Annotated in this window: 23 protein-coding genes and 1 tRNA gene; 13 read left to right on the top strand and 11 right to left on the bottom strand. The window is 71.5% G+C overall.

Annotated features, from left to right (window positions below):
- The first annotated feature begins 129 nt into the window (after positions 1 to 129).
- Positions 130 to 1,179, top strand: a complete 1,050-nt coding sequence (locus DEJ35_RS11545) for a biotin/lipoate A/B protein ligase family protein (protein ID WP_027465073.1) — start codon at positions 130 to 132, stop codon at positions 1,177 to 1,179.
- Between the two features lie 167 nt (positions 1,180 to 1,346).
- Positions 1,347 to 1,676, top strand: coding sequence for a hypothetical protein (locus tag DEJ35_RS11540; protein ID WP_110858882.1), 330 nt, complete (start codon positions 1,347 to 1,349; stop codon positions 1,674 to 1,676).
- Positions 1,677 to 1,704: 28 nt separating this feature from the next.
- Here the strand turns inward: DEJ35_RS11540 and DEJ35_RS11535 are convergent, their stop codons facing one another.
- Positions 1,705 to 1,995, bottom strand: a complete 291-nt coding sequence (locus DEJ35_RS11535; RefSeq protein WP_111123834.1) for a GNAT family N-acetyltransferase — start codon at positions 1,993 to 1,995, stop codon at positions 1,705 to 1,707.
- Positions 1,996 to 2,122: 127 nt separating this feature from the next.
- Between DEJ35_RS11535 and DEJ35_RS11530 the strand changes: the two genes are divergently transcribed.
- From DEJ35_RS11530 to DEJ35_RS11520, 3 genes are all read left to right on the top strand, one after another.
- Positions 2,123 to 3,013 (top strand): site-specific DNA-methyltransferase, encoded by an 891-nt coding sequence (locus DEJ35_RS11530; RefSeq protein ID WP_111192796.1) that lies wholly within the window; start codon positions 2,123 to 2,125, stop codon positions 3,011 to 3,013.
- Between the two features lie 101 nt (positions 3,014 to 3,114).
- On the top strand, positions 3,115 to 4,923 hold the full coding sequence (locus DEJ35_RS11525) for an alpha/beta hydrolase (RefSeq protein ID WP_111192760.1): 1,809 nt from the start codon (positions 3,115 to 3,117) through the stop codon (positions 4,921 to 4,923).
- Positions 4,924 to 4,963: 40 nt separating this feature from the next.
- Positions 4,964 to 5,470, top strand: a complete 507-nt coding sequence (locus tag DEJ35_RS11520) for a hypothetical protein (protein ID WP_071248253.1) — start codon at positions 4,964 to 4,966, stop codon at positions 5,468 to 5,470.
- A 117-nt stretch (positions 5,471 to 5,587) separates the two neighbouring features.
- Here the strand turns inward: DEJ35_RS11520 and DEJ35_RS11515 are convergent, their stop codons facing one another.
- The 8 genes from DEJ35_RS11515 to DEJ35_RS11480 all read right to left on the bottom strand — a co-directional run bounded on the left by DEJ35_RS11515 (position 5,588) and on the right by DEJ35_RS11480 (position 14,834).
- On the bottom strand, positions 5,588 to 8,047 hold the full coding sequence (locus DEJ35_RS11515; RefSeq protein WP_111192758.1) for an MDR family MFS transporter: 2,460 nt from the start codon (positions 8,045 to 8,047) through the stop codon (positions 5,588 to 5,590).
- A 223-nt stretch (positions 8,048 to 8,270) separates the two neighbouring features.
- Positions 8,271 to 9,890, bottom strand: coding sequence for a phosphoglucomutase (alpha-D-glucose-1,6-bisphosphate-dependent) (pgm, locus tag DEJ35_RS11510; protein ID WP_110858885.1), 1,620 nt, complete (start codon positions 9,888 to 9,890; stop codon positions 8,271 to 8,273).
- A gap of 145 nt (positions 9,891 to 10,035) precedes the next feature.
- Positions 10,036 to 10,281 carry a hypothetical protein gene (locus DEJ35_RS11505; RefSeq protein WP_110858886.1) on the bottom strand — a complete coding sequence of 82 codons (246 nt, stop codon included), beginning with the start codon at positions 10,279 to 10,281 and terminating at the stop codon, positions 10,036 to 10,038.
- Between the two features lie 126 nt (positions 10,282 to 10,407).
- Positions 10,408 to 11,070 carry a bifunctional 2-polyprenyl-6-hydroxyphenol methylase/3-demethylubiquinol 3-O-methyltransferase UbiG gene (locus DEJ35_RS11500; protein WP_110858887.1) on the bottom strand — a complete coding sequence of 221 codons (663 nt, stop codon included), beginning with the start codon at positions 11,068 to 11,070 and terminating at the stop codon, positions 10,408 to 10,410.
- Positions 11,067 to 11,744: a DUF2064 domain-containing protein gene (locus tag DEJ35_RS11495; RefSeq protein ID WP_258369777.1), complete on the bottom strand. Its 678-nt coding sequence runs from the start codon at positions 11,742 to 11,744 to the stop codon at positions 11,067 to 11,069. Before DEJ35_RS11495 ends, DEJ35_RS11500 begins: the two co-directional genes overlap by 4 nt.
- Complete coding sequence (locus DEJ35_RS11490; protein WP_110858888.1) at positions 11,741 to 12,490, bottom strand: glycosyltransferase family 2 protein; 750 nt, start codon at positions 12,488 to 12,490, stop codon at positions 11,741 to 11,743. The genes DEJ35_RS11495 and DEJ35_RS11490 overlap by 4 nt, the downstream gene beginning before the upstream one ends.
- Positions 12,491 to 12,876: 386 nt before the next feature.
- A complete protein-coding gene (locus tag DEJ35_RS11485) occupies positions 12,877 to 13,947 on the bottom strand; it encodes an NAD(P)-dependent oxidoreductase (protein WP_110858889.1) in 1,071 nt (356 codons plus the stop codon).
- Positions 13,944 to 14,834 (bottom strand): MTAP family purine nucleoside phosphorylase, encoded by an 891-nt coding sequence (locus tag DEJ35_RS11480; RefSeq protein WP_111192757.1) that lies wholly within the window; start codon positions 14,832 to 14,834, stop codon positions 13,944 to 13,946. The genes DEJ35_RS11485 and DEJ35_RS11480 overlap by 4 nt, the downstream gene beginning before the upstream one ends.
- Positions 14,835 to 14,940: 106 nt before the next feature.
- On the opposite strand from DEJ35_RS11480, the gene glp reads away from it, so the two are divergent.
- The 6 genes from glp to DEJ35_RS11450 all read left to right on the top strand — a co-directional run bounded on the left by glp (position 14,941) and on the right by DEJ35_RS11450 (position 20,248).
- Positions 14,941 to 16,185: a gephyrin-like molybdotransferase Glp gene (gene glp, locus DEJ35_RS11475; RefSeq protein ID WP_258378469.1), complete on the top strand. Its 1,245-nt coding sequence runs from the start codon at positions 14,941 to 14,943 to the stop codon at positions 16,183 to 16,185.
- On the top strand, positions 16,182 to 16,718 hold the full coding sequence (gene moaC / locus DEJ35_RS11470; RefSeq protein WP_111192756.1) for a cyclic pyranopterin monophosphate synthase MoaC: 537 nt from the start codon (positions 16,182 to 16,184) through the stop codon (positions 16,716 to 16,718). The genes glp and moaC overlap by 4 nt, the downstream gene beginning before the upstream one ends.
- Complete coding sequence (locus DEJ35_RS11465; RefSeq protein WP_111091495.1) at positions 16,715 to 17,227, top strand: molybdenum cofactor biosynthesis protein B; 513 nt, start codon at positions 16,715 to 16,717, stop codon at positions 17,225 to 17,227. The genes moaC and DEJ35_RS11465 overlap by 4 nt, the downstream gene beginning before the upstream one ends.
- Positions 17,224 to 17,664 carry a molybdenum cofactor biosynthesis protein MoaE gene (locus DEJ35_RS11460; RefSeq protein WP_181430186.1) on the top strand — a complete coding sequence of 147 codons (441 nt, stop codon included), beginning with the start codon at positions 17,224 to 17,226 and terminating at the stop codon, positions 17,662 to 17,664. The genes DEJ35_RS11465 and DEJ35_RS11460 overlap by 4 nt, the downstream gene beginning before the upstream one ends.
- A gap of 154 nt (positions 17,665 to 17,818) precedes the next feature.
- Positions 17,819 to 18,217, top strand: coding sequence for a PLDc N-terminal domain-containing protein (locus DEJ35_RS11455; protein ID WP_111091494.1), 399 nt, complete (start codon positions 17,819 to 17,821; stop codon positions 18,215 to 18,217).
- Positions 18,218 to 18,400: 183 nt separating this feature from the next.
- Complete coding sequence (locus DEJ35_RS11450) at positions 18,401 to 20,248, top strand: ABC-F family ATP-binding cassette domain-containing protein (RefSeq protein ID WP_071248222.1); 1,848 nt, start codon at positions 18,401 to 18,403, stop codon at positions 20,246 to 20,248.
- Between the two features lie 6 nt (positions 20,249 to 20,254).
- Here DEJ35_RS11450 and DEJ35_RS11445 read toward each other — a convergent pair whose 3' ends face one another.
- Together DEJ35_RS11445 and DEJ35_RS11440 are read right to left on the bottom strand one after the other, a co-directional pair.
- Complete coding sequence (locus tag DEJ35_RS11445; protein ID WP_146244784.1) at positions 20,255 to 20,731, bottom strand: VOC family protein; 477 nt, start codon at positions 20,729 to 20,731, stop codon at positions 20,255 to 20,257.
- Positions 20,732 to 20,778: 47 nt separating this feature from the next.
- Complete coding sequence (locus DEJ35_RS11440; protein ID WP_111123843.1) at positions 20,779 to 21,273, bottom strand: MarR family winged helix-turn-helix transcriptional regulator; 495 nt, start codon at positions 21,271 to 21,273, stop codon at positions 20,779 to 20,781.
- A gap of 79 nt (positions 21,274 to 21,352) precedes the next feature.
- Here DEJ35_RS11440 and DEJ35_RS11435 point away from each other — a divergent pair.
- Positions 21,353 to 21,424: transfer RNA gene (locus DEJ35_RS11435), tRNA-Gln, on the top strand.
- A gap of 94 nt (positions 21,425 to 21,518) precedes the next feature.
- Entirely contained in the window at positions 21,519 to 24,287 is a 2,769-nt protein-coding gene (locus tag DEJ35_RS11430; protein WP_111192754.1) for a LuxR family transcriptional regulator, read from the top strand.
- Positions 24,288 to 24,404: the final 117 nt, after the last annotated feature.

Below are 24,404 nucleotides of genomic sequence, written 5' to 3'. Positions count from 1 at the left end.
GCGCTCGCCGCGTCCTGCGACGCGACCGGTGGCGGACTGGAGGCCCGTCGCGACGCCGCCACGGGTCTCCAGTCCGTCACCAGGCCGGCCCACTGCCGGGCAGTCGGCTGTCCGGAATAGGGTTGCGGCATGCACGGTGAGTACAAGGTCCCCGGAGGCAAGCTGGTCGTCGTCGACCTCGAGGTCGTCGACGGCACGATCCAGCAGTTCCGCCTGGCGGGTGACTTCTTCCTGGAACCCGACGACGCGCTGCCGCTCATCGACGCGGCCGTGAACGGGCTCCCCGCCACCACCGACGCCGCGGGCATCGCCGCAGCCGTGCGCGCGGCCCTGCCGACCGATGCGGTGCTGCTCGGCTTCACGCCCGAGTCCGTCGGCGTCGCGGTGCGCCGCGCGCTGTCGCGGGCCTCGACCTGGCGCGACCACGACTGGCAGATCGTGCACGAGGGGCCGATCAGCCCGAACGAGCACCTCGCGCTCGACCAGGTGCTGACCGAAGAGGTCGGTGCCGGCCGTCGCGGTCCCACGCTGCGCATCTGGGAGTGGGACCAGCCGGCCGTCGTCATCGGCTCGTTCCAGTCGCTGAAGAACGAGGTCGATCCCGCCGGCGCCGAGAAGTACGGCGTGCAGGTGGTCCGACGCATCTCCGGCGGCGGCGCGATGTTCATGGACGCGGGCGCCGTGATCTCGTACTCGCTCTACGTGCCGTCCGACCTGGTGCAGGGCATGACCTTCGCCGACTCGTACGCGTTCCTCGACGAATGGGTGATCGAGGCGCTCAAGTCGCTCGGCATCGAGGCGTACTACCAGCCCCTCAACGACATCACCTCGACCAAGGGCAAGATCGGCGGGGCCGCACAGAAGCGCCTCGGCACCGGTTCGCTGCTGCATCACGCCACCATGAGCTACGACATGGACGGCGAGAAGATGGTGCAGGTGCTGCGCATCGGGCGCGAGAAGATGAGCGACAAGGGCACCACCAGCGCCGCGAAGCGCGTCGACCCGCTCCGCTCGCAGACGGGGCTGTCCCGCGCCGAGATCATCGAGCGGCTGATCGGCACCTTCACCCGCCTGTACGGAGCGACCGAAGGGCACGTCACCGAGGCCGAGCGGGAGCGGGCGCAGGAGCTGGTGCGGACGAAGTTCGCGACGAAGGAGTGGCTCGAGCGGGTGCCGTGAGCCCCGTTCCCGATCGACGGTGGACGCGACGGCCGGACCTGAGGGGGGACGTTCCGGCCGCCGCTGACTCGAGTGTGCGCCTCGACCTCATGAACCAGACGTGTGGATGATGAGAATCCCCCGCGCGGCTGATCCGCTCGCCGCGCGGCCCACGTAGCGTCGCTGCCGTGAACTGGTTGATCTTCCTGGGGGCGGTGGCCGCCGTGGCCGTCGTGGTGTGGATCGCCGATCGCATGGGGTGGATCGACCTGTCGAACAAGTCCCAGCGGAGCGGTGGATCCGGAGGCATGGTCGGGATGCTGGACGAGGTGTTCGCACCGACCCGGCACGAGACGCAAGCCGAGTACGAACGGCAGGCACGCCTGCCGAAACAGGCCCCGTCGCCGGCAGACGACGACCACGACCTGCTCAGCGGCAGCGTGCTCATCCGGGTGCCGACGGTGCGGAGCGCCGGGCGGCACGAGGCCCGCGCCGGGACGCACGACCGCTCGTACTGAGGGCGTTGCTGCGCGACCTGCTGCTCGCTCAGCGGGTCGTGAGCTCCTGGTAGTCCGGGTGCCGCTCGATCCACGCGTGCACGTAGCTGCACTGCGCGACGACCCGGCGTGACGAACTCGCGCGCACGTCGTCGAGCGCGTGCTGCACCAGGATCGACGCGTGCCCACCACCGCGGTGCTCGGGATCGACCTCGGTGTGCACGAAGCGGATCTCGTCGCCGTCGACCTCGTACGCAGCGAGGCCGATGACCTCGCCGTCCTCGATCAGGGAGTACTGCTGCTTGTCGGTGTCGTTGCGGACCTCGGGTGCTGCTGCCATGCACTCGACCGTACGCCGGGGCCTGGACGTGCGCTCTGTGCTGCACGCCTGCTTCGTGTGCTGCGCGTCCGCTCGGTGCGGTGCGGTGCGCGTCGAGCGTGCTCGCTCGGTGCGCGACAATGGGTCCGTGCGCAGGGGAGACGACCGAGGCCCGGACCGCGTCGTCCTCGGCGACGCCCTCGACGTGGTCCCCGCGTACCCGGACGGCTCCTTCACGCTGGTGTACCTCGACCCGCCGTTCAACACCGGCCGGTACCAGCGGCGGCACGCGACGTCCGCCGTGCCGAAGGCCGACGGTCCCGTGATGGGGTTCCACGGCCGGACCTACGAGCGGGTGCGCGGCGACCTGATGCGCTTCGACGACCGGTTCGAGGACTACTGGTCGTTCCTCGAACCCCGACTCATCGAGGCCTGGCGGCTGCTCGCCGCCGACGGCACGCTGTACCTGCACCTCGACTACCGCGAGTCGCACTACGCCAAGGTGCTGCTCGACGCGCTCTTCGGCCGCGAGTCGTTCCTGAACGAGATCGTGTGGGCCTACGACTTCGGTGCCAAGTCCAAGACGCGCTGGCCGACGAAACACGACACGATCCTGGTCTACGTGAAGGACCCATCGCGGTACTGGTTCGACTCCGAGGCGGTCGACCGCGAGCCGTACATGGCGCCGGGGCTCGTCACCCCCGAGAAACGCGAGCGCGGCAAGCTGCCCACCGACGTCTGGTGGCACACGATCGTCTCGCCGACGGGCCGCGAGAAGACTGGCTACCCCACGCAGAAGCCTGAGGGAGTGTTGCGGCGGATCGTGCAGGCGTCCTCGCGCGAGGGGGACTGGGTGCTCGACTTCTTCGCGGGCAGTGGGACCACGGGCGCCGTGGCACGGGCGCTGGGGCGGCGGTACGTGCTGGTGGACGACAACCCTGCGGCGATCGACGTGATGCGGAAGCGGTTGCCGGGGGCGTCGTTCGAGGTGGCCGGAGCACCGGCGGCAGCGGCGGGGGACGCGGCGCCGGCGGTCTGAGGCGTGGGCAGGGTCCGGGACGGGAGTGTCCGCACATCGTCGTCGATGGGTAGGGTTGAGGCCTCGGCCGTCGATGAGCGGACGCGAGCATCACGGGGGCGATGTTGGGGACCATACCGTTCGACGAAAGCGCGGCGAACCGCCTGATCAAGGCGGCGACTGGAGCGGACATCACGTTGCTGTTCGCGGCTTCCGCCCGTCGATCAGCTGCCGAGGACGCTTCCACTGACTTCTCCGGTGCCTACGCTGACCGCTTCGCCGAAGCTGCGGTGGCCGAAGCCGCTGATCGTGTCCGCCTCGCCGGTGCGCTCGGTCGACTTGCGGACGCGGTGCAGGTCGTCATCGGTGAGGCCCAGCGAGAGCGCGAACGGCTGGCCGCCGTCGACGCCTGGCAGGGACGCGAGACCGCGCGTCAGCAGGCCGACGATGAACCGCTGGGGATCTTCGAGGTCAAGCCGACTCCGATGTTCGACCCGAAGCCCTCGGACATCCCGATCCGACCAACACCGATCTCGGCGTCGTTCTCCGCATCGGACCGTCCGCGAACGGCTGGCGGGTCGAGCATGGGTCGCAGTTCGGCGGACCCCGAGCGGCTCCGGACCTTCGTGGCGTCGGTGCGGGCCTCGGATCGCGGGTTCTCGGAGCATGCGGTGAAGCTGCGGACGGCATGGTCCGGCTTCACGAGCAACTGCTCCTGGGCAGAGGTGTCCAGTTCGACCCTGCTCCCGGGGTTCGACCGGTACCTGCAGGAGAACGCTTCCGATGCAGATTGGATCGAGCGGATAGCGTCCGCGTTCGAACGCGCCGGCGCGATCAGCACGCTCTCGAACTCCGTCCTCGACTTCGCTGCTGCTGCGACGATTCCCCCGTCGTTCCAAACCCTGCTCGCACCCGGGGCCACGCCGGCCGAGGTCGCGGCGACCTGGGCGGGTCTCGGCCTGACGAAGGCGAACGGGGTGGACCTCCTGGCGTTGCCGCCCGAGGTGCTCGCGATGCTCGGGAACCTCGAGGGGATCCCGTACTGGGCACGGAACACCGCGAACCAAGAGGTCCTCGACGACCGTCTCGCGCGCGAGAACCTCGATCCCGATGAGCGCGAAGCGCTGAGGAGCATCCGGGCCAGCTTGGGGGACAACCGGTTCCTCATCTCGTTGACGGGAGACGTCCCGCCCTTGGCCGCCGTCTCGATCGGAGACCTGGACACCGCGACCAACGTCACGTGGGCCGTTCCGGGGATGGGATCCAGTACCAAGACGATGACCGGTTGGGTACAAGCAGTGCAGAACGTCGCGGACGAGCAGGTCAAGGTGGACGGCCCGGGAAACCGTGCGGTGATCGCCTGGATGGGTTACGAGGCGCCTCCAGCGCCGCCTGATCTCGGTGTCTTCAACGAGGACGCGGCCGAGAGCGGTGGGGCGAAGCTGGCGGCATCGATCCGTGGGCTCGACGCCGTTCGTGCCGGCGACATGCCCCGGACGAACGTCCTGGCACACTCGTACGGCACCACGACGGCGTCGATCGGACTGACAGCACCCGGCGTCCACGTCGACTCGTTCACGTCGATCGCGTCTGCCGGCATCCCGCAGACCATCCCGACAGCGCAGGACATCCAGGCTGACCACGTCTACGCGGGGCAGGCCCAGGACACCTTCGTCGGCATTCCCGGGCTGGGCGACCAGTACGCCTACATCGGCAGAGGGTTCAGCGTGCCGTACCGGCTCGACCCGACGAACTCTAGCTTCGGCGCGGAGACCTTCGGCGCGGACGGCGCCGACGGCTTCGACCCGGTGAAGGACCACGGCGTGCACACCGCAAGCGGCAACGGCTACCTCGACCCGGGCACGGAGTCGCTGAGGAACGTGGCAAAGACGACGACCGGTCACGGCGACCGCGTGACGCCGGCAGGGTGACATGCTGGACGCCCGACGACCCTACGGAGAACCGACGCCGATGACCGCCCTGAAGCAGTGGATCGCAGTCACCGTGACCACGATCGCGATCGTCGGCACGACTGCCGGCTGTTCTGGAGGACAGATGGAGAACCGACCGACCCAGGAGCCGGCCGATGCGAAGCGCAGCATCCAGCAGCTCGTCGACGACACGACCGATGCGCTCGGTGGGACGTGGACGGTCCAGGAAGGGCCGCGGCTCGGTACGTGCGAGGACGAGCGCGGCGTGGGCGAGGGTGTGAACTACACGTACATCAAGTCCCGTGCTGATCGCGGCGATGTCGAGCAGGGGATCCGGACGCTCGAGAAGCTGTGGGGCGAGCGCGGACTCGACACGAAGCGGTTCTCCGATGCCGACGCGTCCTACAGCGGCGTCGACGGCAGCGGGGACGGCGTGGCGAACATCGGGTTCCAGTCCTCCGACCTCGGCGGGGGCGACACGGTCAGTGGTACCTCGGCGTGCGCTGCCGGGGACTACGTCGAGATGCGCGAGCGAGAGCGCTCGTAGTCTCCGCACGGGAGCGTGCCGGCCGTCTGAGGCGAGCGGGGTCTGCGACGATCCACGAGTGGTTCGACGCGTGGATCGTCGGAACATGCACACGCACCGAGCGAGCGCCCGCGCCGACTACTCCGCGGAGTGCCGCCCGTGTCCGTGCGCGTCGCCAGCGTCCGGCCGGGAGGCCCGGCTCGCCTCCGCCGTATCGGCTCCGGCGCCCTGGGCGTCCGGCTCCACGACCGGGGCGGCGTGGGCAGCCCGGGTCCGGATGGCACCGGTCGTCGTCGGGGGCTCGTCGACCGGCGCGGCCGCCGAGTGTGCACCGTGCGTCGTGGCGTTCGGCAGCGGCGCGCGGGTGTCGTCGACCCCGTTCGGCAGCACCGAGACGTCCGACGCCCCGGCGGCCCGGGCGGACCGAGGCTGCACGTCCGGCGACGTCGGCACCTCGGGCGACGTCGGCACTTCGGCGGAGGACGACCCCTGCGGCACCGGTCCGGCGCCGGGTGCGGCGGCGGCAGCGGCTGCAGCGGCGCTCCCGTCCGACCCCGCACCGGCCGCCGTGCGTGCGGCATCGGCCTGCTCCTGCAGCGCCGAGGTCTTGCGGAGCGGCGGCACCCGGAAGAACCACGTCAGCACGAACGCGAGCAGGATCACCGCGAGGCCGACGTAGTAGACGCGGACGGCCGAGTCGCTGAACCCGACCAGGAACGGACGGCTGAGCCGGGGATCCGCCCCGTTCAGGAACGACGTGTCGCTCGTCGCCGAGTCGGTGGACGAGCTCGCGGCAGAGTCACCGCTCTTGAGCTGCTTGATCAGCGTCGGGGCGACCTGGTCGACGACGTTCTCCCGCTGCGCCTTGTCCGAGTAGTCGATCTGCAGCTTGCCGTCGACGACCGAGGCGTTCGCCTTCGTGGCCGCGGTCTCGAGCGCCTGCTGCTCGGCTGCGGGCTTGGCGTCGTCGACCTGCTGGGCGATGATCGTGTCCGCTGCTGCGGCCGGGACGGTCCCCGCGGCGACCTGCTGCTGCACCGCCGCCGTCACCTGCTTGGTCACGGCGGCATCGGCGGCCTGCTTCGCCTGCGCGGTGCCCTGGTCGAGACCGTCCTGCACGTTCTGCTGCACCGGGTCGACGATCTTCGTCCAGATCTCGTCCATCACGCCCTGGTTCTTCGACGCGTTCGCGACCGAGGGCGTCATCGCGGCGTTGAGCGCGCTCTTCAGGTCGGACTCGTTCTGCATCGCGGCGCTGATGTTCGTCGGCATCAGGGTGAACAGCACGGAGAGCAGGACAGCGGTGCCCATCGTGCCGCCGATCTGGCGGAAGAACGTCGCGGCGCTCGTGGCGACACCGATGTCCCGCGGTGACACCGAGTTCTGCGCGGCGAGGGTCAGCGTCTGCATGAGCTGTCCGAGTCCGAGCCCGATGCCGAACATGCCGAGCATCAGGAACCACAGGGGCCGGTCGGCGGTCAGGAACGTCAGGACCGTGAAGCCGATCGCCGTGAACGCCGTTCCGGTGATCGGGAAGACCTGGTAGTTGCCGGTGCGGGAGACGATCTGGCCGGAGGCGATCGACGAGATCATCAGGCCGAGCACCATCGGCAGCATGGCGAACCCGGACTCGGTCGGGGTCACGCCCTTGACGATCTGCAGGTAGAGCGGGATCGTCAGCATCGCGCCGAACATGCCGAAGCCGACGAGCACGGACAGGATCGCGGACATCGAGAACACCCGCGACCCGAACAGCTTCATCGGCAGGATCGCGTCGTCGCCCATCGCGCGCTCGACGATGATGAACGCGATCAGGCCGAGGGCGCCGATGGCGTAGCAGGCGAACGCGGCAGGGGAGTCCCAGCCCCACTCGCGGCCCTGCTCGGCGATGAGCAGCAGCGGCACGAGCGTGACGATGACGAGCGTCGCGCCCCACCAGTCGATGCGGGGCTTGCCGCGGTCGCCGAACTTCGGCAGGTGCAGGAACGTCAGCACCATGAACAGGGCGATGATGCCGATCGGCACGTTGATCAGGAACACCCAGCGCCAGCCGGCGATGAACAGCAGCTGGTCCGCACCGGCGAAGACGCCGCCGACCAGCGGCCCGATGACGGACGAGATGCCGAAGACCGCCAGGAAGTAGCCCTGGTACTTCGCCCGCTCGCGTGGAGCGAGCATGTCGCCCATGATCGCCAGCGGCAGGGACATCAGACCACCGGCACCCAGGCCCTGCAGTGCGCGGAACCCGGCGAGCATGAGCATCGAGTCGGAGAACGACGCCGCGAACGAGCCGACGATGAAGATGCCGATCGCGGTGATGAAGAGCGGCCGGCGACCGAAGATGTCGGAGAGCTTGCCGTAGATCGGGGTCGTCACCGTCGACGCGATCAGGTACCCGGTGGTGACCCAGGCCTGCTGGTCGAGTCCGTGCAGGTCGTCGCCGATGGTGCGGATAGCGGTGCCGACGATCGTCTGGTCGAGGGCACCGAGGAACATGCCGGCCATCAGGCCGTAGATCACCAACAGGATCTGTCGGTGGTTCATCACGACGTTGGACGCCGTGGTGGGGGCCGCGGGTGCGGTCGCCGTCTGGGTCATGAGCAGGGTCTCCCGGGGTACCGATGCGCTGGCAGAACGATTTTTGCGCTGCCTGCAAAGTTACAACTGCCGCAAGTGCTCGGTCGCGCCGAGACGGCTTCCTGAGTGGATCGGCAGTCACGGTACGCCCAGTGGGCCCCGCTGGCACACGGCCTGGAGGCCCGGCTCGGTTCCGGCGGACGGGCTGCGGTGTCCGAGACCCGCAGCCCGTCCGACGAGGGCGCTAGGCGCCCAGTGCTGCGTCGACGATCTCCTTGGCCTCGCGCTGCACCTGCTCGAGGTGCTCCTGCCCGACGAAGCTCTCCGCGTAGATCTTGTAGACGTCCTCGGTGCCCGACGGGCGCGCGGCGAACCACGCCTTGTCGGTGACGACCTTCACGCCGCCGACGGCTGCGTCGTTGCCCGGCGCCTTCGACAGCTTCGCGGTGATCGGGTCGCCGGCGAGGGTGTCCGCGGTGATGGCGTCGCCGTCGAGCTTGCCGAGGCGGGCCTTCTGCTCCTTCGAGGCCGCGGCGTCGACGCGCTGGTAGACCGGGGCACCGAAGCGCTCGGTCAGCTCGGCGTAGAGCTGCGACGGGGTCTTGCCGGTGACGGCGACGATCTCGGACGCCAGGAGCGCCAGGATGATGCCGTCCTTGTCGGTGGTCCACGCGGTGCCGTCGGTGCGCAGGAACGACGCACCCGCGGATTCCTCGCCGCCGAACGCCACCGAGCCGTCGATCAGGCCGGGGACGAACCACTTGAAGCCGACCGGGACCTCCCACAGGCGACGGCCCAGGGATTCGGCGACGCGGTCGATGATGCTCGACGACACCAGGGTCTTGCCGATCGCGGCATCGTCGCGCCACTCGGGCCGGTGCGCGTAGAGGTACTCGATCGCGACCGCGAGGTAGTGGTTCGGGTTCATCAGTCCGCCGTCGGGCGTGACGATGCCGTGCCGGTCGGAGTCGGCGTCGTTGCCGGTGAGCACGTCGAAGTCGTCCTTGCGGGCAAGCACCGAGGCCATCGCCGAGGGGCTCGACGGGTCCATCCGGATCTTGCCGTCCCAGTCGAGCGTCATGAACGCCCACGTGGGGTCGACCGCGGGGTTCACGACGGTCAGGTCGAGGCCGTAGTGGTCGCGGATGGCGTTCCAGTACGGCAGCGAGGCGCCACCGAGCGGGTCGGCGCCGATCTTCACGCCGGCACGCTTGATCGCGGCGATGTCGATGATGTTCTCGAGGTCGGCCACGTACGTGTTCAGGAAGTCGTAGCGCTCGGGCTCGGAGTCCTCGGTGCGCTGCACCTCGGCGTTGCCGCCCTCGATGATCGCATTCGCCCGGTTCGCGATCCAGCTCGTGGCGTCGCTGTCGGCGGGGCCACCGTGCGGCGGGTTGTACTTGAAGCCGCCGTCGCGGGGCGGGTTGTGGCTCGGCGTGATGACGATGCCGTCGGCCGTGTCCGGGTTGCCGGCGCGGTTGTAGCGGATGATCGCGTGGCTCAGCGCGGGCGTCGGCACGAAACCGTCCTGGCTGTCGGCGAGCACGCGCACGCCGTTGGCGGCGAGGACCTGCAGAGCGGTCTGCTCGGCGGGGGCCGAGAGCGCGTGGGTGTCGCGGCCGATGAAGAGCGGCCCGTCGGTGCCCTGGTCGCGGCGGTACTCCACGATCGCCTGCGTGATGGCGGCGATGTGGATGTCGTTGAAGGCGGTGTCGAGCGACGACCCGCGGTGTCCGGACGTGCCGAACACGACCTTCTGCTCCGGGATCGAGACGTCGGGCACTCGGTCGTGGTAGGCGGCGAGGAGCTCGTCGAGGTCGACGAGGTCGTCTGCGGTCGCTGGGGTGCCGGCGCGGTCGTTCATGCGTCCATCCTGGCATCGGCGGCCCTGGCGCGTTCGGGGGAAGTGCACCGGAGGTCGGGGGAACGCGAGCGAGCGGCCGCCCCACCCGGGTTGAGGGGGGACCCCCGGGGTGGACGACCGCTCGCGGTCTGTGGAGGCGGGTGCCTCAGGCGGTGCGGAACGATCCCGTCGCCGTGCGGAACGAGCCGGTCACGGTGCGCGTCGAGGACGTCGCGGTCCCGGGGCGGCGGAACTGCGTGTCGACGAAGCGTCCGAGTGCTCGTCCGATGCCGGCGCCCGTGTAGCTGCCGATCGGGCTGCGGGTCGCGTCGCCCGTGTAGCTGCCGAGCTCGGCGCGGGTCTCGAGGCCGGTCACGTAGGCGCCGCCCAGGGGGTTCTGACGGTTCTGCATGGGTGCTCCTCGTCGTCGTGCCGAGGTCCGCGGGTCACCGAGCCGGCGACCGCGACGCCGTCGGCTGGATGACCACCACCCTACGCGCTTGTCTTGCATTGTGCAAAACAAGCGCGTGTCGGAGGCTCAGGCGAGCAGCTCGCAGAAGTTCCGGCCCTCGGCCGTCCAGCTCTGCCGCGGGACCATCCCGGCGTCCGCCGCGTGCCGGTGCAGGGCGTCGAGGCCGACCTCGGCCCACGGGAACCCGGCGCTCTCGTTGCCGTCGGCGTCCACCACCCGCGCGGTGTACACGCGGTCGGCCGCGGCTTCGGGGTTCGTCTCGACGATGACCCGGCCGCCGGCGCGCACGATCTCGCGGCAACGGGTGAGCAGGGCCGTGGGGTCGCCACCGATGCCGATGTTGCCGTCGATCACCAGCGCGGTGTCCCAGTGGCCCTCGTCGGGCACCGCGTCGAACACGGAGCCCTGCAGGGCCGTGCCGCCGGCGCGCTGCGCGATGGCCACGGCCTCGGCGGAGACGTCGACACCGAGCGCCGGGATGCCCCGGGACCGGGCGGCGACGAGCATCCGGCCCGGACCGCAGCCGATGTCGATGACCCCGCCGTCGACGTCGTCGAGCAGCGAGCGGTCGACGCGGTCGGCGGCGGCGCTCCAGCGACCGACGTCCATCGTGGTGACGGCGTCGGGCCGGTCGGGGTCGGTCAGGCGCAGGTGGCCGTCGGTGCGCAGGGCACGGGCGTACGGCTCGCCGCCGCCGGCACCGAACGAGACGGGTGCGTGCATGGTCATCGGGTGCTCCCCACGGTCTCGGCACGGAGTGCCCTGGTGAAGTCGGAGTCGGGTGCGAGGTCGGCGACCCGCTCGGCGTCCGCAATCGTGTCGACGTCGAGCAGCTCCCCGAGCACGCCCACGTCGAGTCCGGCGTCGGTCAGGCGTGCGAGCTGCACGGCTCCGGTGTCGTCACGCGACATCGGGACGCCGCGCAGCAGGTCGCCGGTGGGCCGTCGCAGGTACAGCGACCAGAAGCCGCCGTCCTCGGCCGGGCCGAACCAGGCGTCGCGCTCGGCGTCGTCGAACACCGGCGCGAGGTCCGCGGTGGACACCTGCGGGGTGTCCATGCCGACGAGCAGCAGCGGACCGTCGACGGCGTCGAACAGGAACCCGAGGCGCTCGTCCAGGCCGCCACCGGGCTGGCGCAGCACCTCGAACCCCTCGGCCGACGCCGGCACGACGTCGCCGTCGAAGAACAGGACCCGGCGGGCCGCGGGCAGTGCGCGGACGGTCGCCAGGGTGTCGGCGAGGCTCGCGGAAGCGACGCGCGCGGCGCCCTCGGGGGAGAGCGCCGGCGTCAGCCGGGTCTTCACCTTGCCGGGCAGGCACTCCTTCGCCACGACGGCGACGGTCACCGGGACGGAGACGCCGTCGGCTGCAGCGTCGCTGACGTGGGTGGGGTCGACGGTCACGAGCGGGCCTCCTCGACCACGGGGGTGGACTCGGCCGCCTGGCGGAGCGGCCCCGGTGCGACGACCCGGGCACGGGCCTCCCGGCGGTACGCACGGAGCAGACGGGACATGTCGCGCACCGCGTTGATCGTGCCGCGGAGCGTGCCGGTGACCTTGCTGTCGCCGATGCGCTGCGCGTACCCGATGTCGGACTCGTCGACGCGCCAGCCGGCGGCGTGGGCGGCCAGGACCATCTCGAGCGGGTAGCCGCTGCGGCGGTCGCGCAGGTCGAGGGAGACGAGGTCCTCGCGGCGCATCACGCGCATCGGGCCGAGGTCGCGCAGTCGGTAGCCGGTCGCGCGGTGCATGAGGACGGCGAGGACGCGGTTCGCGAAGCGCGCGTGCGGAGCCCACGCACCGCGGCCGGTCGGGACGCGGCGGCCGAGTGCCAGGTCGACGCGGCCGCTGGCCACGCGGTCGACCAGGGGCGGGAGCTCGGCGGGGTCCATCGAGGCGTCGGCGTCGCAGAACGCGACGAAGTCGGCGGTCGCCGCGGCGACCCCGGCGGCGCAGGCCGAACCGAAGCCCTTGACGGGTTCCGTCACCACGAGGGCACCGTGGGCGCGGGCGACGTCGGCTGATCCGTCGGTCGATCCGTTGTCGACGACGATGGCCCGGTAGCCCGTGGGGAGCCGCGCGATGACCTTCGGCAGGGCATCCGCCTCGTCGAGGCACGGCAGGATCACGTCGACAGTCATGTCCGTCATTCGGTGCGGTCGGTCGGATCGACGGGTCTGTCCTGGCATGCACTCGACGTAACACGACGACGCGCTGCGGGGTACAGGAAACTGCCGGGTCCTGTTCGTTCAGCGCGTTCTGTGGGAGCGCGGTCCGCAGAACGGGGGACAGAGCGCGCGCGTGGGTCGCGCGAGTGGGTGTCGCAAGACGCCGTCGTGTCGTCGACACGCCGCCGAAGGCGGCGGCGTCTCACGCACCAGGGTGCGTGGTGCCGACACGACGGCGTCTTGCGGAGCCGTCGGGGCGGGGACAGCGGACGGGAGGCGCGGGGCGGGGCCGTCACGGGCCTCCCGTCCGGTGGCTGGTCGCGCTCTCAGGCGCGACCAGCGGCGAACCGCTCGCGCACGCGTTCCGGCTAGCGGACGGCGCTGCGGAGCGGAGCCGTCGCGAAGTCGCGCATGCCCTGCTCGAAGTCCACCTCGGCGTGCCAGCCGAGCTCGGCGGCGATGCGTGCCGAACTCGCCGTGACGTGGCGGACGTCGCCCAGGCGGTACTCGCCCGTGACGACCGGCTGCGGGCCGTCGGGTCCGGCGATCGCGGCGGCCATGTCGCCGATGGTGTGCACGGTGCCGGAGCCGACGTTGTACGCGCGGAACGTGTCCGACGGCAGGTCGGCCGTCGCCGCGATGGACGCGGCGTTCGCGCCGGCGACGTCGTCGACGTGCACGAAGTCGCGTCGCTGGGCGCCGTCCTCGAAGACGCGGGGTGCCTCGCCACGAGCCAGTGCCGAGCGGAACAGGGACGCGACACCGGCGTAGGGGGTGTTCGCCGGCATGCCCGGTCCGTAGACGTTGTGGTAGCGGAGCGCGATCGCGCGGCCTCCCGTGGCACGGGCCCAGCTCGAGGCCAGGTGCTCCTGCGCGACCTTCGTCTGCGCGTACACGTTGCGGGGGTCGAGCGCTGCGGACTCGTCGATCAGGCCGGGCAGCAGGGGCTGACCGTCGGGGCCGATCGGGTCGAAGCGGCCGGCGTCGAGGTCCTCGCGGCGGCGGGCCGGCGGACGGGTGGGTTCCCCGGAGACGGTGGTGTACGCGCCCTCGCCGTAGACGACCATCGAGCTGGCCACGACGAGCCGGCCGATGTCGTGCCGGTCCATGCCGGCGAGGACGTGGGCGGTGCCGGTGTCGTTCGACGAGACGTAGTCGGGGGCGTCCTGGAAGTCCACGCCGAGGCCGACCTTGGCGGCCTGGTGGCACACGACGTCGATGCCGTCGAGCGCGGTGTCGAGGGCGACCCGGTCGCGGACGTCGCCGTGCACGAACGCGATGCCCTGCTGCTGGTGGGCGCGGATGACATCGGCGGGGTCGCCGTGCACGTCGTCGCGCAGGGAGTCGAGGACGCGGACCTCGTGGCCGTCGGCCAGGGCACGGCGGACGATCGCGGAGCCGATGAAGCCGGCGCCGCCGGTGACGAGGAGGCGGCTCATGCGGTGGCGGTGGTGGGCTGGGCCTGCATGATGCTGGCGCTCGCGCTGGTCGGGACGAGTTCGCGCGGGGTGAAGTCGGCGGGGATGGCGGCGACGATCTGGCCGATGGCGCGGACGATGACCTCGTTGGCGCGGGCGAGGCGTTCCATGACGAGGGCGTGGGTGACGACGGCGCCGGCGTCGTCGACGTCGGGGCCGCTGGCTGCGGCTGCGGCTGCGGTCTCGTCCTCGGTCGGGGCCAGGCCGGCGTCGGCGTCGGTGACGAACGACAGGTTCACGGTGGCGATGCCGAGTTCGGCGGCCAGGGGGACCTCGGGCGTCATCGTCATGTTGATCGTGTGGCCGCCCGCCTGCCGGAGCCAGACGGACTCGGCGCGGGTGGAGAACCGGGGACCCTGGATGACGACGCAGGTGCCGGTCGGACGGAACGGCACGTCGAGTCCGGCGACGGCGTCGATCGCCGCGCGACGGAGCGTGGGGTCGAACGGGTCGGCGAAGGACAGGTGCTGCACGTCGTCCTCGAAGAACGTGTCGGCGCGTCCCCAGGTGCGGTCGATGAGCTGGTCGGTCACGACGAAGGTGCCGGGTGCGTAGTCGGGGTGCAGGCCGCCGACGGCGCTCGAGGACACGATCGCGCGGACACCGAGGGAACGGAGCGCCCACACGTTCGCGCGGTGGTTGATGCGGTGGGGGGCGACGGAGTGCTCACGGCCGTGGCGGGTCAGGAACGCGACCCGTCGTCCGGCCATCGTGCCGATGCTGATCGGGCTCGACGTCGGGCCGAACGGGGTCGGGACGTCGAGCTCGTCGGCGGTGCCCTCGTCGAACAGCTGGTAGAGGCCGGAGCCTCCGATGACACCGATCGTCACGGCTTCGTCGTTCTCCACAGGTCCTCCGTTGGTCGTCGGCGCGGGCTGCGCGCTGGATACGCTACTGACGGCGCCACCGGGCGAACCGGGAGCGGCGCCACCAACCCCCTGTTCGGAGGCCTCTTTGCGAACGATCGGTCAGCACCGCGACGAACTGGCGGCGTTGCTCGCGCCGGTGGTGGCGGGCCTCGGATCAGAAGAACTGCCGATCGACGAGCTCGCTAGTGCGGGGTTCGGAGCCGGGATCGGACACCGTGTGCTCGCGGCGGCCGTCGCGTCGCCGGTGCCGCTGCCGCCCTTTGACAACAGCCAGATGGACGGCTTCGCAGTGCGGGTTGCCGACGCCGGGCAGCAGGTGCGGGTCGTCGAACCGATCCCGGCCGGCGTGGTGCCCGAACCGCTCGAGCCCGGTACGGCGGCGCCGATCATGACCGGGGCACGGATCCCGGAGGGTGCCGACGCGGTGTTCCCGGTCGAGGCGACCGAGCCCGGTGCGTTCCCGGCGGCGCTCGAGCTGCCGCGGGTGACGGTGCCCGCTGACCTGACCGCCGGGACGTTCGTGCGGGTCACCGGCAGCGACCTGCCCGCCGGTGCCGAGCTCGCTCCGGCCGGTTCCGCGGTCACGCCGGCGCTGCTCGGGGCCCTGGCTGCTGCGGGGGTGACGACGGTGTCGGTGCGTCGACCGCTGCGGGTCCTCGTCGTGTCGACCGGCTCGGAGCTGCAGGGCGCCGACACGAAGGCGGCGACCATCGGCGACGCGAACGGCATCGCGCTTCGGGCGGCCCTGGCCCAGGTCGGTGCGGAATCGCGGACCGTCCGGGTGCCCGACGAGGTCACTGCTTTCGACGGGGCGCTCGATGCGGCCGTGGGGGACTGGGCCGACCTCGTGCTGACCACCGGGGGCATCAGCGCCGGGGCGTACGAGGTCGTCCGACAGGCGCTCGAACCCCGCGGGCTCGCGGTGACGCCGGTCGCGATGCAACCCGGTGGGCCGCAGGCGTTCGGCAGCGTCGTGTTCGGTGGCGACGCCGGTGGCGGTCGCTCCGTGCCCGTCGTGTCGTTCCCGGGCAACCCGGTGTCGGCGCTGGTCTCGTTCGAGGTGTTCCTGCGACCGCTGCTCGCCACCGCCGTCGGGCTGACGCCGGACCGTCCCACCCAGGTCCTGCCAGCGGCGTCCGCTGCCGGCTCACCCGTCGGCAAGCACCAGGTCCGTCGCGGCCGGGTGCAGGACGGGGCCGTGCACTTCGTCGGTGGGCCGAGTTCACACCTGCTCGTGCACTACGCCGCCGCCACCCACCTGGTGCACGTCCCCGTCGGCGTCGACACCGTCGAACCCGGCGACCCCCTGACCGTCTGGAGCCTCCGATGACCGACCCGTCCGCCTCTGACCAGGTGCGGCCCGGACCGTCGCCGACCGACGAGCTGTCGCCGACCGACGAGTTGTCGCACGTCCGCGCCGACGGCAGCGCACACATGGTCGACGTCTCCGCGAAGGACGTCACCGACCGGTCCGCCACCGCCACCGCCACCGTCGTCACCCGCCCCGACGTCGTCGCACGCATCCTCGACGGCTCGCTGCCCAAGGGCGAGGTCGTCGGCACCGCCCGCATCGCCGCGATCATGGCGGTGAAGAAGACCTCCGACCTGATCCCGCTGTGCCACCCGCTGCCGATCGCCGGCGTGCAGGTCGACATCACCGGCTCAGACGACCGCGTGCTGATCGAGGTGTCGGTCCGCACGACCTCGCGCACCGGCGTCGAGATGGAAGCCCTGACCGGGGCGAGTGTCGCCGCCCTGACGGTGTACGACATGGTGAAGGCCGTCGACCGAGCGGCCGTGATCACGGACGTCCGCGTGCTCGAGAAGCACGGCGGGCGCTCCGGAGACTGGAGCAACCGATGACCGCCGAGCCGACCAGGGGCCGGGCCGCCGTCGTCGTGGTGTCCACGCAGGCCGCCGCCGAGCCCGCACTCGACCGCACCGGGCCCGTCATCGTCGACTGGCTGCGCGACCGCGGGTTCACCACGAGCGACCCGATCATCGTCCCCGACGGCGGCGCGATCACCGAGACCGTCACCGCTGAACTCCTGGCCGACGCACGTGTCGTCATCACCACCGGCGGCACCGGGGTCACCCCGACCGACCGGACCCCCGAGGCGGTGGCGGGGCTGATCGACCTCGAACTGCCCGGCATCACCGAGGAGATCCGTCGGCGCGGACTCGCGGGTGCCGGCCCGACCGCGCTGCTCACCCGCGGCGTCGCCGGGGTCACGAACGCAGGTTGCCTGCTCGTCACCCTGCCCGGGTCGCGTGGCGGGGTGTCCGACGGGCTCGCTGTGCTCGACGGTGTGCTCGACCACGTGGTCGCACAGGTGCACGGCGAGGGCCACGCCCCGCGGAGTGCCTCGTGAGCACCACCGAGGCCGCCGCACGTGTCGTGCTCGCCGACGTCGTCGACCGCGACATCAGCGTCGACGAGGTCGCAGCCGCGGTGGCCACCGAGCAGGACGGCGCTCTGGTGACCTTCGCCGGCATCGTCCGTGACCACGACGGTGGCAAGGGCGTCACCGCGCTCGACTACGAGCGGCACCCCAGCGCCGGCGAGGTCATCACCGAGGTCGCCCGCACCATCGCCGAGGACCACCCCGACGTCCGGATCGCCGTGCTGCACCGGGTCGGGGCGCTCGGGATCGGGGACGTCGCGCTCGCCGCAGCGGTGTCGTCGTCGCACCGGGCGCAGGCGTTCGCCGCATGCGGCGCCCTGGTCGACCTGGTGAAGGAGCGCGTGCCGATCTGGAAGCACCAGCGGTTCACCGACGGGACGGACGAGTGGGTGGCGGCGCTGTGACCGCCTCCGCCCAGACCGCGACCGCCGGCCATCGGGCGCGCTGATCCTGCAGCCTCGCCCGCCGGCCGCTCGACGCCCACCCTGTGCACCTTCGCAACCGGGACGCTCGTTCGGGGCATGGTGAGACTCCAAGCGGATCCATAGAATCGCGAACATGAGCGTCTTGCTGCCCGGGATCACCGTCATCCTGCTGGTCTTCGCCCTGATCGACATCCTGACGAAGACGGATGACCAGATCCGCGGCCTGCCGAAGATCGCGTGGGTGATCCTCGTGATCCTGGTCCCCGTCGTGGGCAGCATCGTCTGGTTCGCCATCGGCCACGACTGGGCTCCGGGCGAACGCAACCACGGTCGCTACATCGAGCCCACCCGCCACGAGGACCGGTACGCCACCCTCGGCGACGCCCGCAGTGCCCACGGCGCCAAGCGCGTCACCGGTACCGAGCAGGAGCTCGCCGAGCTCGAGCGCGAGATCGAGTACTGGGAGGCGCAGGCCCGCCTGAAGCGCGCCAAGGAGGCCGCGGGCGAAGGCGACGTCGCCCCCGCGAGCTGACCCGGGCCTCCAGGCCGACGCACCGACGCACCGACGCACCGGCGCGCCGCGCCGCCGACGCACCGCGCGAGCCCACGCGCACGGGCCGACCACCTGCACGCGCACCACGCGCACGAGCCAGCCGCACCAGCCGCACCACCCGACCCGCACCCACCACCCCGCCGCGCCACCTACCCTTGACGGGTGGCACATCTCCTCGGCGCCGAGAACCTGCATCTCGAGTTCCCCACCAAGGTCGTCTTCGACAACGTCACCCTCGGCATCGACGAGGGCGACCGGATCGGCGTCGTCGGCCGGAACGGCGACGGCAAGTCGACCCTCCTCGCACTGCTGTCCCAGCGCCTCGAGCCGGACGGCGGCCGTGTCACGCACCGGCGCGGGCTGACCATCGGCTACCTGGACCAGCGCGACATCCTGCCCGAGGGCGCGACCGTCGGCAGCACCGTCGTCGGCGACCTCGAGGAGCACGAGTGGGCCGGTGACCCGAAGATCCGCGACATCATCGGCGGTCTGGTCTCGGACATCCCGTGGGACGTCAGCGTCGACGAGCTGTCCGGTGGGCAGCGTCGCCGTGTGGCACTCGCGCGGCTGCTGGTCGGCGACTGGGACGTCCTGTTCCTGGACGAGCCGACCAACCACCTGGACGTCGAGGGCATCGAGTGGCTCGCCGGGCACATCAACCGCCGCTGGTCGTCGAACCAGGGCGGCATGGTCGTCGTGACGCACGACCGGTGGTTCCTCGACGCGGTGTCGACCGACACGTGGGAGGTCCACGACGGCGTCGTCGATCCCTTCGAAGGTGGCTACGCCGCGTACATCCTGCAGCGTGTCGAGCGTGACCGGCAGGCCGCCACGATCGAGCAGCGCCGCCAGAACCTGGCCCGCAAGGAGCTCGCGTGGCTCCGCCGCGGCGCTCCGGCCCGCACGAGCAAGCCGAAGTTCCGCATCGACGCGGCGAACGCCCTGATCGACGATGTCCCGCCGATCCGCGACACGGTCGCGCTGTCCCGGACGGCGACCGCGCGCCTCGGCAAGGACGTCGTCGACCTGCTCGACGTGAGCGTCTCGTTCGACGGCACGCAGATCCTCGACCGCATCGAGTGGCGCATCGCTCCGGGGGAGCGGACCGGCATCCTCGGCCCGAACGGCGCCGGCAAGTCCACGCTGCTCAACCTGGTCTCCGGCCGGCTGCAGCCGACGAGCGGGCGGGTGAAGACCGGCAAGACGGTGCAGGTCGCGGTGCTCGACCAGCAGCTCGCCGACCTGCAGCAGTTCGCCGACGACCGCGTGCGCGAGGTGGTGGCCCGCAAGAAGACGAGCTACGTCGCCGACGGCAAGGAGATGACGCCGTCGCAGCTGCTCGAGCGGCTCGGCTTCACCTCGGAGCAGCTCTCCACGCCGGTCAAGGACCTGTCCGGTGGGCAGAAGCGGCGCCTGCAGCTCATGCTCATCCTGCTCGACGAGCCGAACGTGCTGATCCTCGACGAGCCCACCAACGACCTCGACACCGACATGCTCGCCGCCATGGAGGACCTGCTCGACACCTGGCCCGGCACCCTGCTGGTCGTCAGCCACGACCGGTACCTGCTCGAGCGCGTCACCGACCAGCAGTACGCCGTGCTCGGCGGTCACCTGCGCCACCTGCCCGGCGGCGTCGACGAGTACATGCGTCTGCGCGAGGCCGGAACCGGGGGCGGGACCGCCTCTGCGGCTGCCGCCGCGTCTGCCGGGAGGCCCGACACCGTCGGCGGGACCGGCTCGGCCGGTGCCGTGGCCGGGTCCAAGGCCGCTGGTGCGTCCGCCCTGTCGGGAGCGGACCGGCGGACGGCCGAGAAGGAGATGTCGGCGCTCGACCGGAAGATCGCGAAGGTCGGCGCGGACCGCAAGAAGCTGCTCGACCAGTTCGCGACGCACGACCAGTCCGACTACGCCGGACTCGGCGAACTGCAGGCGAAGCTCGGTGCGCTCGAGGCCGAGGTCGAGCAGCTCGAGGAGCGCTGGCTCGAGGTCGCGGAGCTGCTCGGGGTCTGAGGCGGTCTACTCGACGGACGCGGGGTCGACCGCGTCCTGGCCGCTGTCCGTCGGTGTGGCGTCCTCGGGGGCCCCACCGCCGGGGTTCGCCACGACCTCCCACAGGTGGCCGTCCGGGTCCTGGAAGAAGCCGGACCACATGCCCCACGGGCGCGTGTACGGCGGTTCGGGCATCGTGGCGCCCGCTGCCTGTGCTCGCTCGAGGAACGCCTCGGCCTCGGCCTGATTGCCCGTGAAGTGCCCGATCGTGCTGCTCGGTGCCGTGGCCAGCTGCACGCCGGAGTCCTTCGCCATGTCGTCACGGCCGTAGACGCTGACGATCAGCCCGTCGTCGAGGGTGAACATCGCCGTGGTGCCGCCGGCCTGCGTCTCGGTGGCGGGGTACTCGGTGCCGATGACGCCGCTGCCCTCGATGCCGAGCAGGGCGCGGTAGAACTCGGCCGATCGAGCGACGTCGGCGACGGCGAGGGTGATGGCGTGCATGCGGCGCACGCTACGCCGGGGCCGCTCGGCCCGTGTCACGCTGTCGGTCAGTCCCCGAGGCCCAGGATGAGTCGGCGGAGCAGCCCGGCCAAGTGGCCCTGCTCGTCGGCGGAGACCCCGGACAGGATGTCGCGCTCGGCGGCCAGCAGGTCCGCGATCGCCGCGTCCACCGCCACCCGGCCCTTGCTCGTCAGCGAGACGAGGATGCCGCGGCCGTCCTTCGGGTCGGTCCGTCGCCCCACGAAGCCGCGGGCCGCAAGGCGGTCCACCCGGTTCGTCATCGTGCCGCTCGACACCAGGGTCTGCTGCAGCAGGGTCTTCGGGCTCAGCTCGTACGGCTCACCCGCCCGCCGCAGGGCCGACAGGACGTCGAACTCCCACGGTTCCATGTCGCTCGCGTCGAACGCCGTCCGCCGGGCGCGGTCCAGGTGCCGGGCGAGCCGGTCCACGCGGGACAGCACCTCGAGCGGGCCGAAGTCGAGGTCGGCACGCTCACGACCCCACGCCGCGACGATGCGATCGACCTCGTCCTCATGCGGCATCCCTCCATCTTGGCCGAACCCGGAGCGGACAGCCAGCCTCGTCGGTCGTGGGAGGATGGAGGAGCACCTGCGGGTGCGTTCCGCCTTGGTGTAATGGCAGCACGACGGCCTTTGGTGCCGTTAGGTCCGGGTTCGAATCCTGGAGGCGGAGCGGGGGGCTGATCGGCCCGTCGGCAGAGCCGCTTCGGCACCACAGGACGCAGACCCTGCATCGGCAGCACCGCTGCCATACTGACGGGGTGACGATGGTGCGGCCCGTCATCGGGCGTCAGCGGGAGAGCGCGGCCCTCCGAGATGCCGTCCGCGACGTCGTTCGTGGTGGTTCTGCGTTCGTGGTCGACGGCGAAGCGGGAATCGGCAAGTCATCGCTGGTCACCAATCTGCTCGAGTACGCGAAAACCCATGGCGTGCGAGCGATCACGACCACCGGCACCCTGGCCGAGTCAGCTGAGCCGTACGCCGCGCTCCACATGCTCCTGTACCCGCTGCGCGGCGGCATCGCGAACCTGCCGGCACCGCAGCGACGCGCGCTGGACGTCGCCTTCGGTGTCGCGACGGGAGTCCAGCCCTCGCCGCTGCTCGCCGGCCTCGCCGCGCTGACGCTGCTCTCCGACGCCGCCAGCGAACGTCCACTCGTGGTCGTCGCCGAGGACCTGCACTGGATGGATGCGCCGTCCGAGTGGGCGCTGCGCATGATGGCCCGCCGTGTCGGCGAGGACCCGGTCGTCATCGTCATGACGACGCGGAACACCGACATGGTGGAGACCCCGGGCATCAGACGTCTGCACCTCGGTCCGCTCGACGAATCGGCTGCCGGTGAACTGCTCGACGGGATCTCCGGAGCGCCCACGGGTCAGGCTCGACGCGACCTCGTGATCCGCGCCGAGGGCAACCCGTTGGCGCTGCACGAACTCGTGCGGCCGGTCGCGGCGGTGGACCGCACTCGGGAACGCCCTGTCGTGGGCCGGGTCGAGCAGGAGTTCACCGCCCGGTACACGGAGCTGGACCAGTCGGTCAGGTTGGCCATCCTCGCCGTGGCGCTGTCCGGCAGCACCAGTGCCGAGGAGGCAGCGCGGGTTGCCGCACGCGCGATCGGGCGCTTCCCGGCACCGACGTGGACGGAGCAGGCATCGGCGTCCTCGCTCCTCGAGTGGGTCCCTCCGCGTGCGATCCGGTTCCGACACCCGCTCGTGCAGTCGGCCGTCCTGTCGGCTGCGTCCCCGACGGAGCGCACCGCCGTCCTGCGGTCGCTCGTGATCGAACACCAGGACGATCCGTCCCGGACGACCTGGTGGCGCGCCGAACTCGCCACCGGTCACGACGAGTCCCTCGCAGACGAGATAGCCGCGATCGGCGACGGACGGACGGCGATGTCCGACCCGTTCGTCGCGAGCCGGGCCTACGAGCGTGCGGCCGAACTGACCTCCGACGTGTCCAGACGCGTGGAGCGGCGCATCGTCGCGGCGGAACTCGCCGGACTGTCCGGCAGGATCTCGGAAGCGTCACTCCTGGTGCAGCGAGCACGCGACGAGGCGCCCGGTCGGCTGCTCGCAGCACGCGCTGCGTGGGTCGCCGAGACCCTGCCCACCGGTCGGACCGGCCTGGCCGTCGGTGACCTCGGACCGGCGCTCCGCGCCGTCTCCGAGATGCAGGCGGCCGGTGGGGTCGAGCAGGCCACCGACGCGCTGCTGCACCTGGCCGCGATCGCCTGGGACCACACCTCCGAGGCGGACCCGGGCGACCCGATGCTCGTCGTCGTCGAAGCCCTCGCGCTGCCCGAGGACGACCCGCGGTCGCTCCTGCTCGCCGCACGGACCGAGCCGGTGGCGCGTGGCGATCGTGTCCGAGAACTCGCGCTGGCGGCGGCACCGACGGCTCAGGACGAAGAGTCGGCCTGGCTCCTGGGGTACGCGCTGAACCTGGTGGGCGAGATCGACACGGCTCGCGTCCTGCTCGACCGTGCCCTCGCGAGCATGCAGGCGCGTGGTGAGCTGCGGACGTTCCCACAGGCGCTCATGGGGACCTCGATGACCACCTACCTGGCCGGGGACGTCGCCAGGGCGCGAGTCCTCGCGGAACAGGCCGCATCGCTCGGCCGTGACCTGGGTGACGCGGGCTTCTCCGCAGCGGCGCGGTGTGCGCTCGCGTGGTTCGACGCGCTCGAGGGCAGGCACCCCGACGCCGAACGGATCGCCGGCGGGACCGAGGCGGGCGCGCAGGTACTCCGCTCGAGTGCGATGCGCGCAACGCTCCTCGGCGCGACGGGGTTGGCGCACCTGCACTCGGGCCGAGCAGCGGATGCGCTCGAACCCCTCCGTCGCCTGTTCGACCCCGACGGCGACGCATTCAACCCGTCCTTCGCCGTCCTGACCTCCCACGACTACGTCGACGCCGCGCTGGAGTCCGGCAACCGACCGGACGCCGACCAGCGGTTGGCGGACCTCGAGCGGCTCCACGCGCGCTGGCACGCCCCGATGGTGCAGGCCGCCGTCGACTACGCCCGGACCGCCCTGATCGACGACGACGGCCTCGAGGCGGCGTGGGCGACCCTGCAGCACGAGCGTTGGCCGATCCCGTACCTGCAGGCCCGAGCGTTCCTGCGACTCGGTCGCCGCCTGCGTCGCACGAACCGCACCACCACCGCCCGCGCCGTCCTGCACGCCGCCCTGGACCTGTTCGAGGCGATGCCCGCCCCGACCTGGGAAGAGCGGACCCGGGAGGCCATCCGTGCCACGGGCGAGCGGCTGCCGACGACCGGTCAGCGCCGCATCGAGCTGCTCACCCCGCAGGAGCTCCGGGTCTGCACGCTCGCGGCCCAGGGGATGAGCAACCGGGCCATCGGTGAACACCTCTTCGTCTCGCCCCGGACGGTGGGTGCGCACCTGTACGCGGCGTTCCGGAAGCTCGGCGTCTCGACTCGGCAGCAGCTGCCGTCGGCGCTGGTGCCCGAGACGATGACAGCGACGACAGCGACGACAGCGACAGCGGCACAGGACCAGCCGACGACCGACTGACACCCCGGCCCATGACCGACTAAGTCACAGGACGGCAGATATCGGTCATCGCGACCGATGTGCACCGCCGGTCCGCGCCCCTAGCGTCTCGGACGGGAGCACCGCTTCCACACCGAC

This window comes from Curtobacterium sp. MCPF17_051, assembly GCF_003234595.1.
Lineage (GTDB): Bacteria > Actinomycetota > Actinomycetes > Actinomycetales > Microbacteriaceae > Curtobacterium > Curtobacterium flaccumfaciens.
Note: the sequence above shows the minus strand (reverse complement) of the source record. Positions and strands in the feature narration are given on the sequence as shown.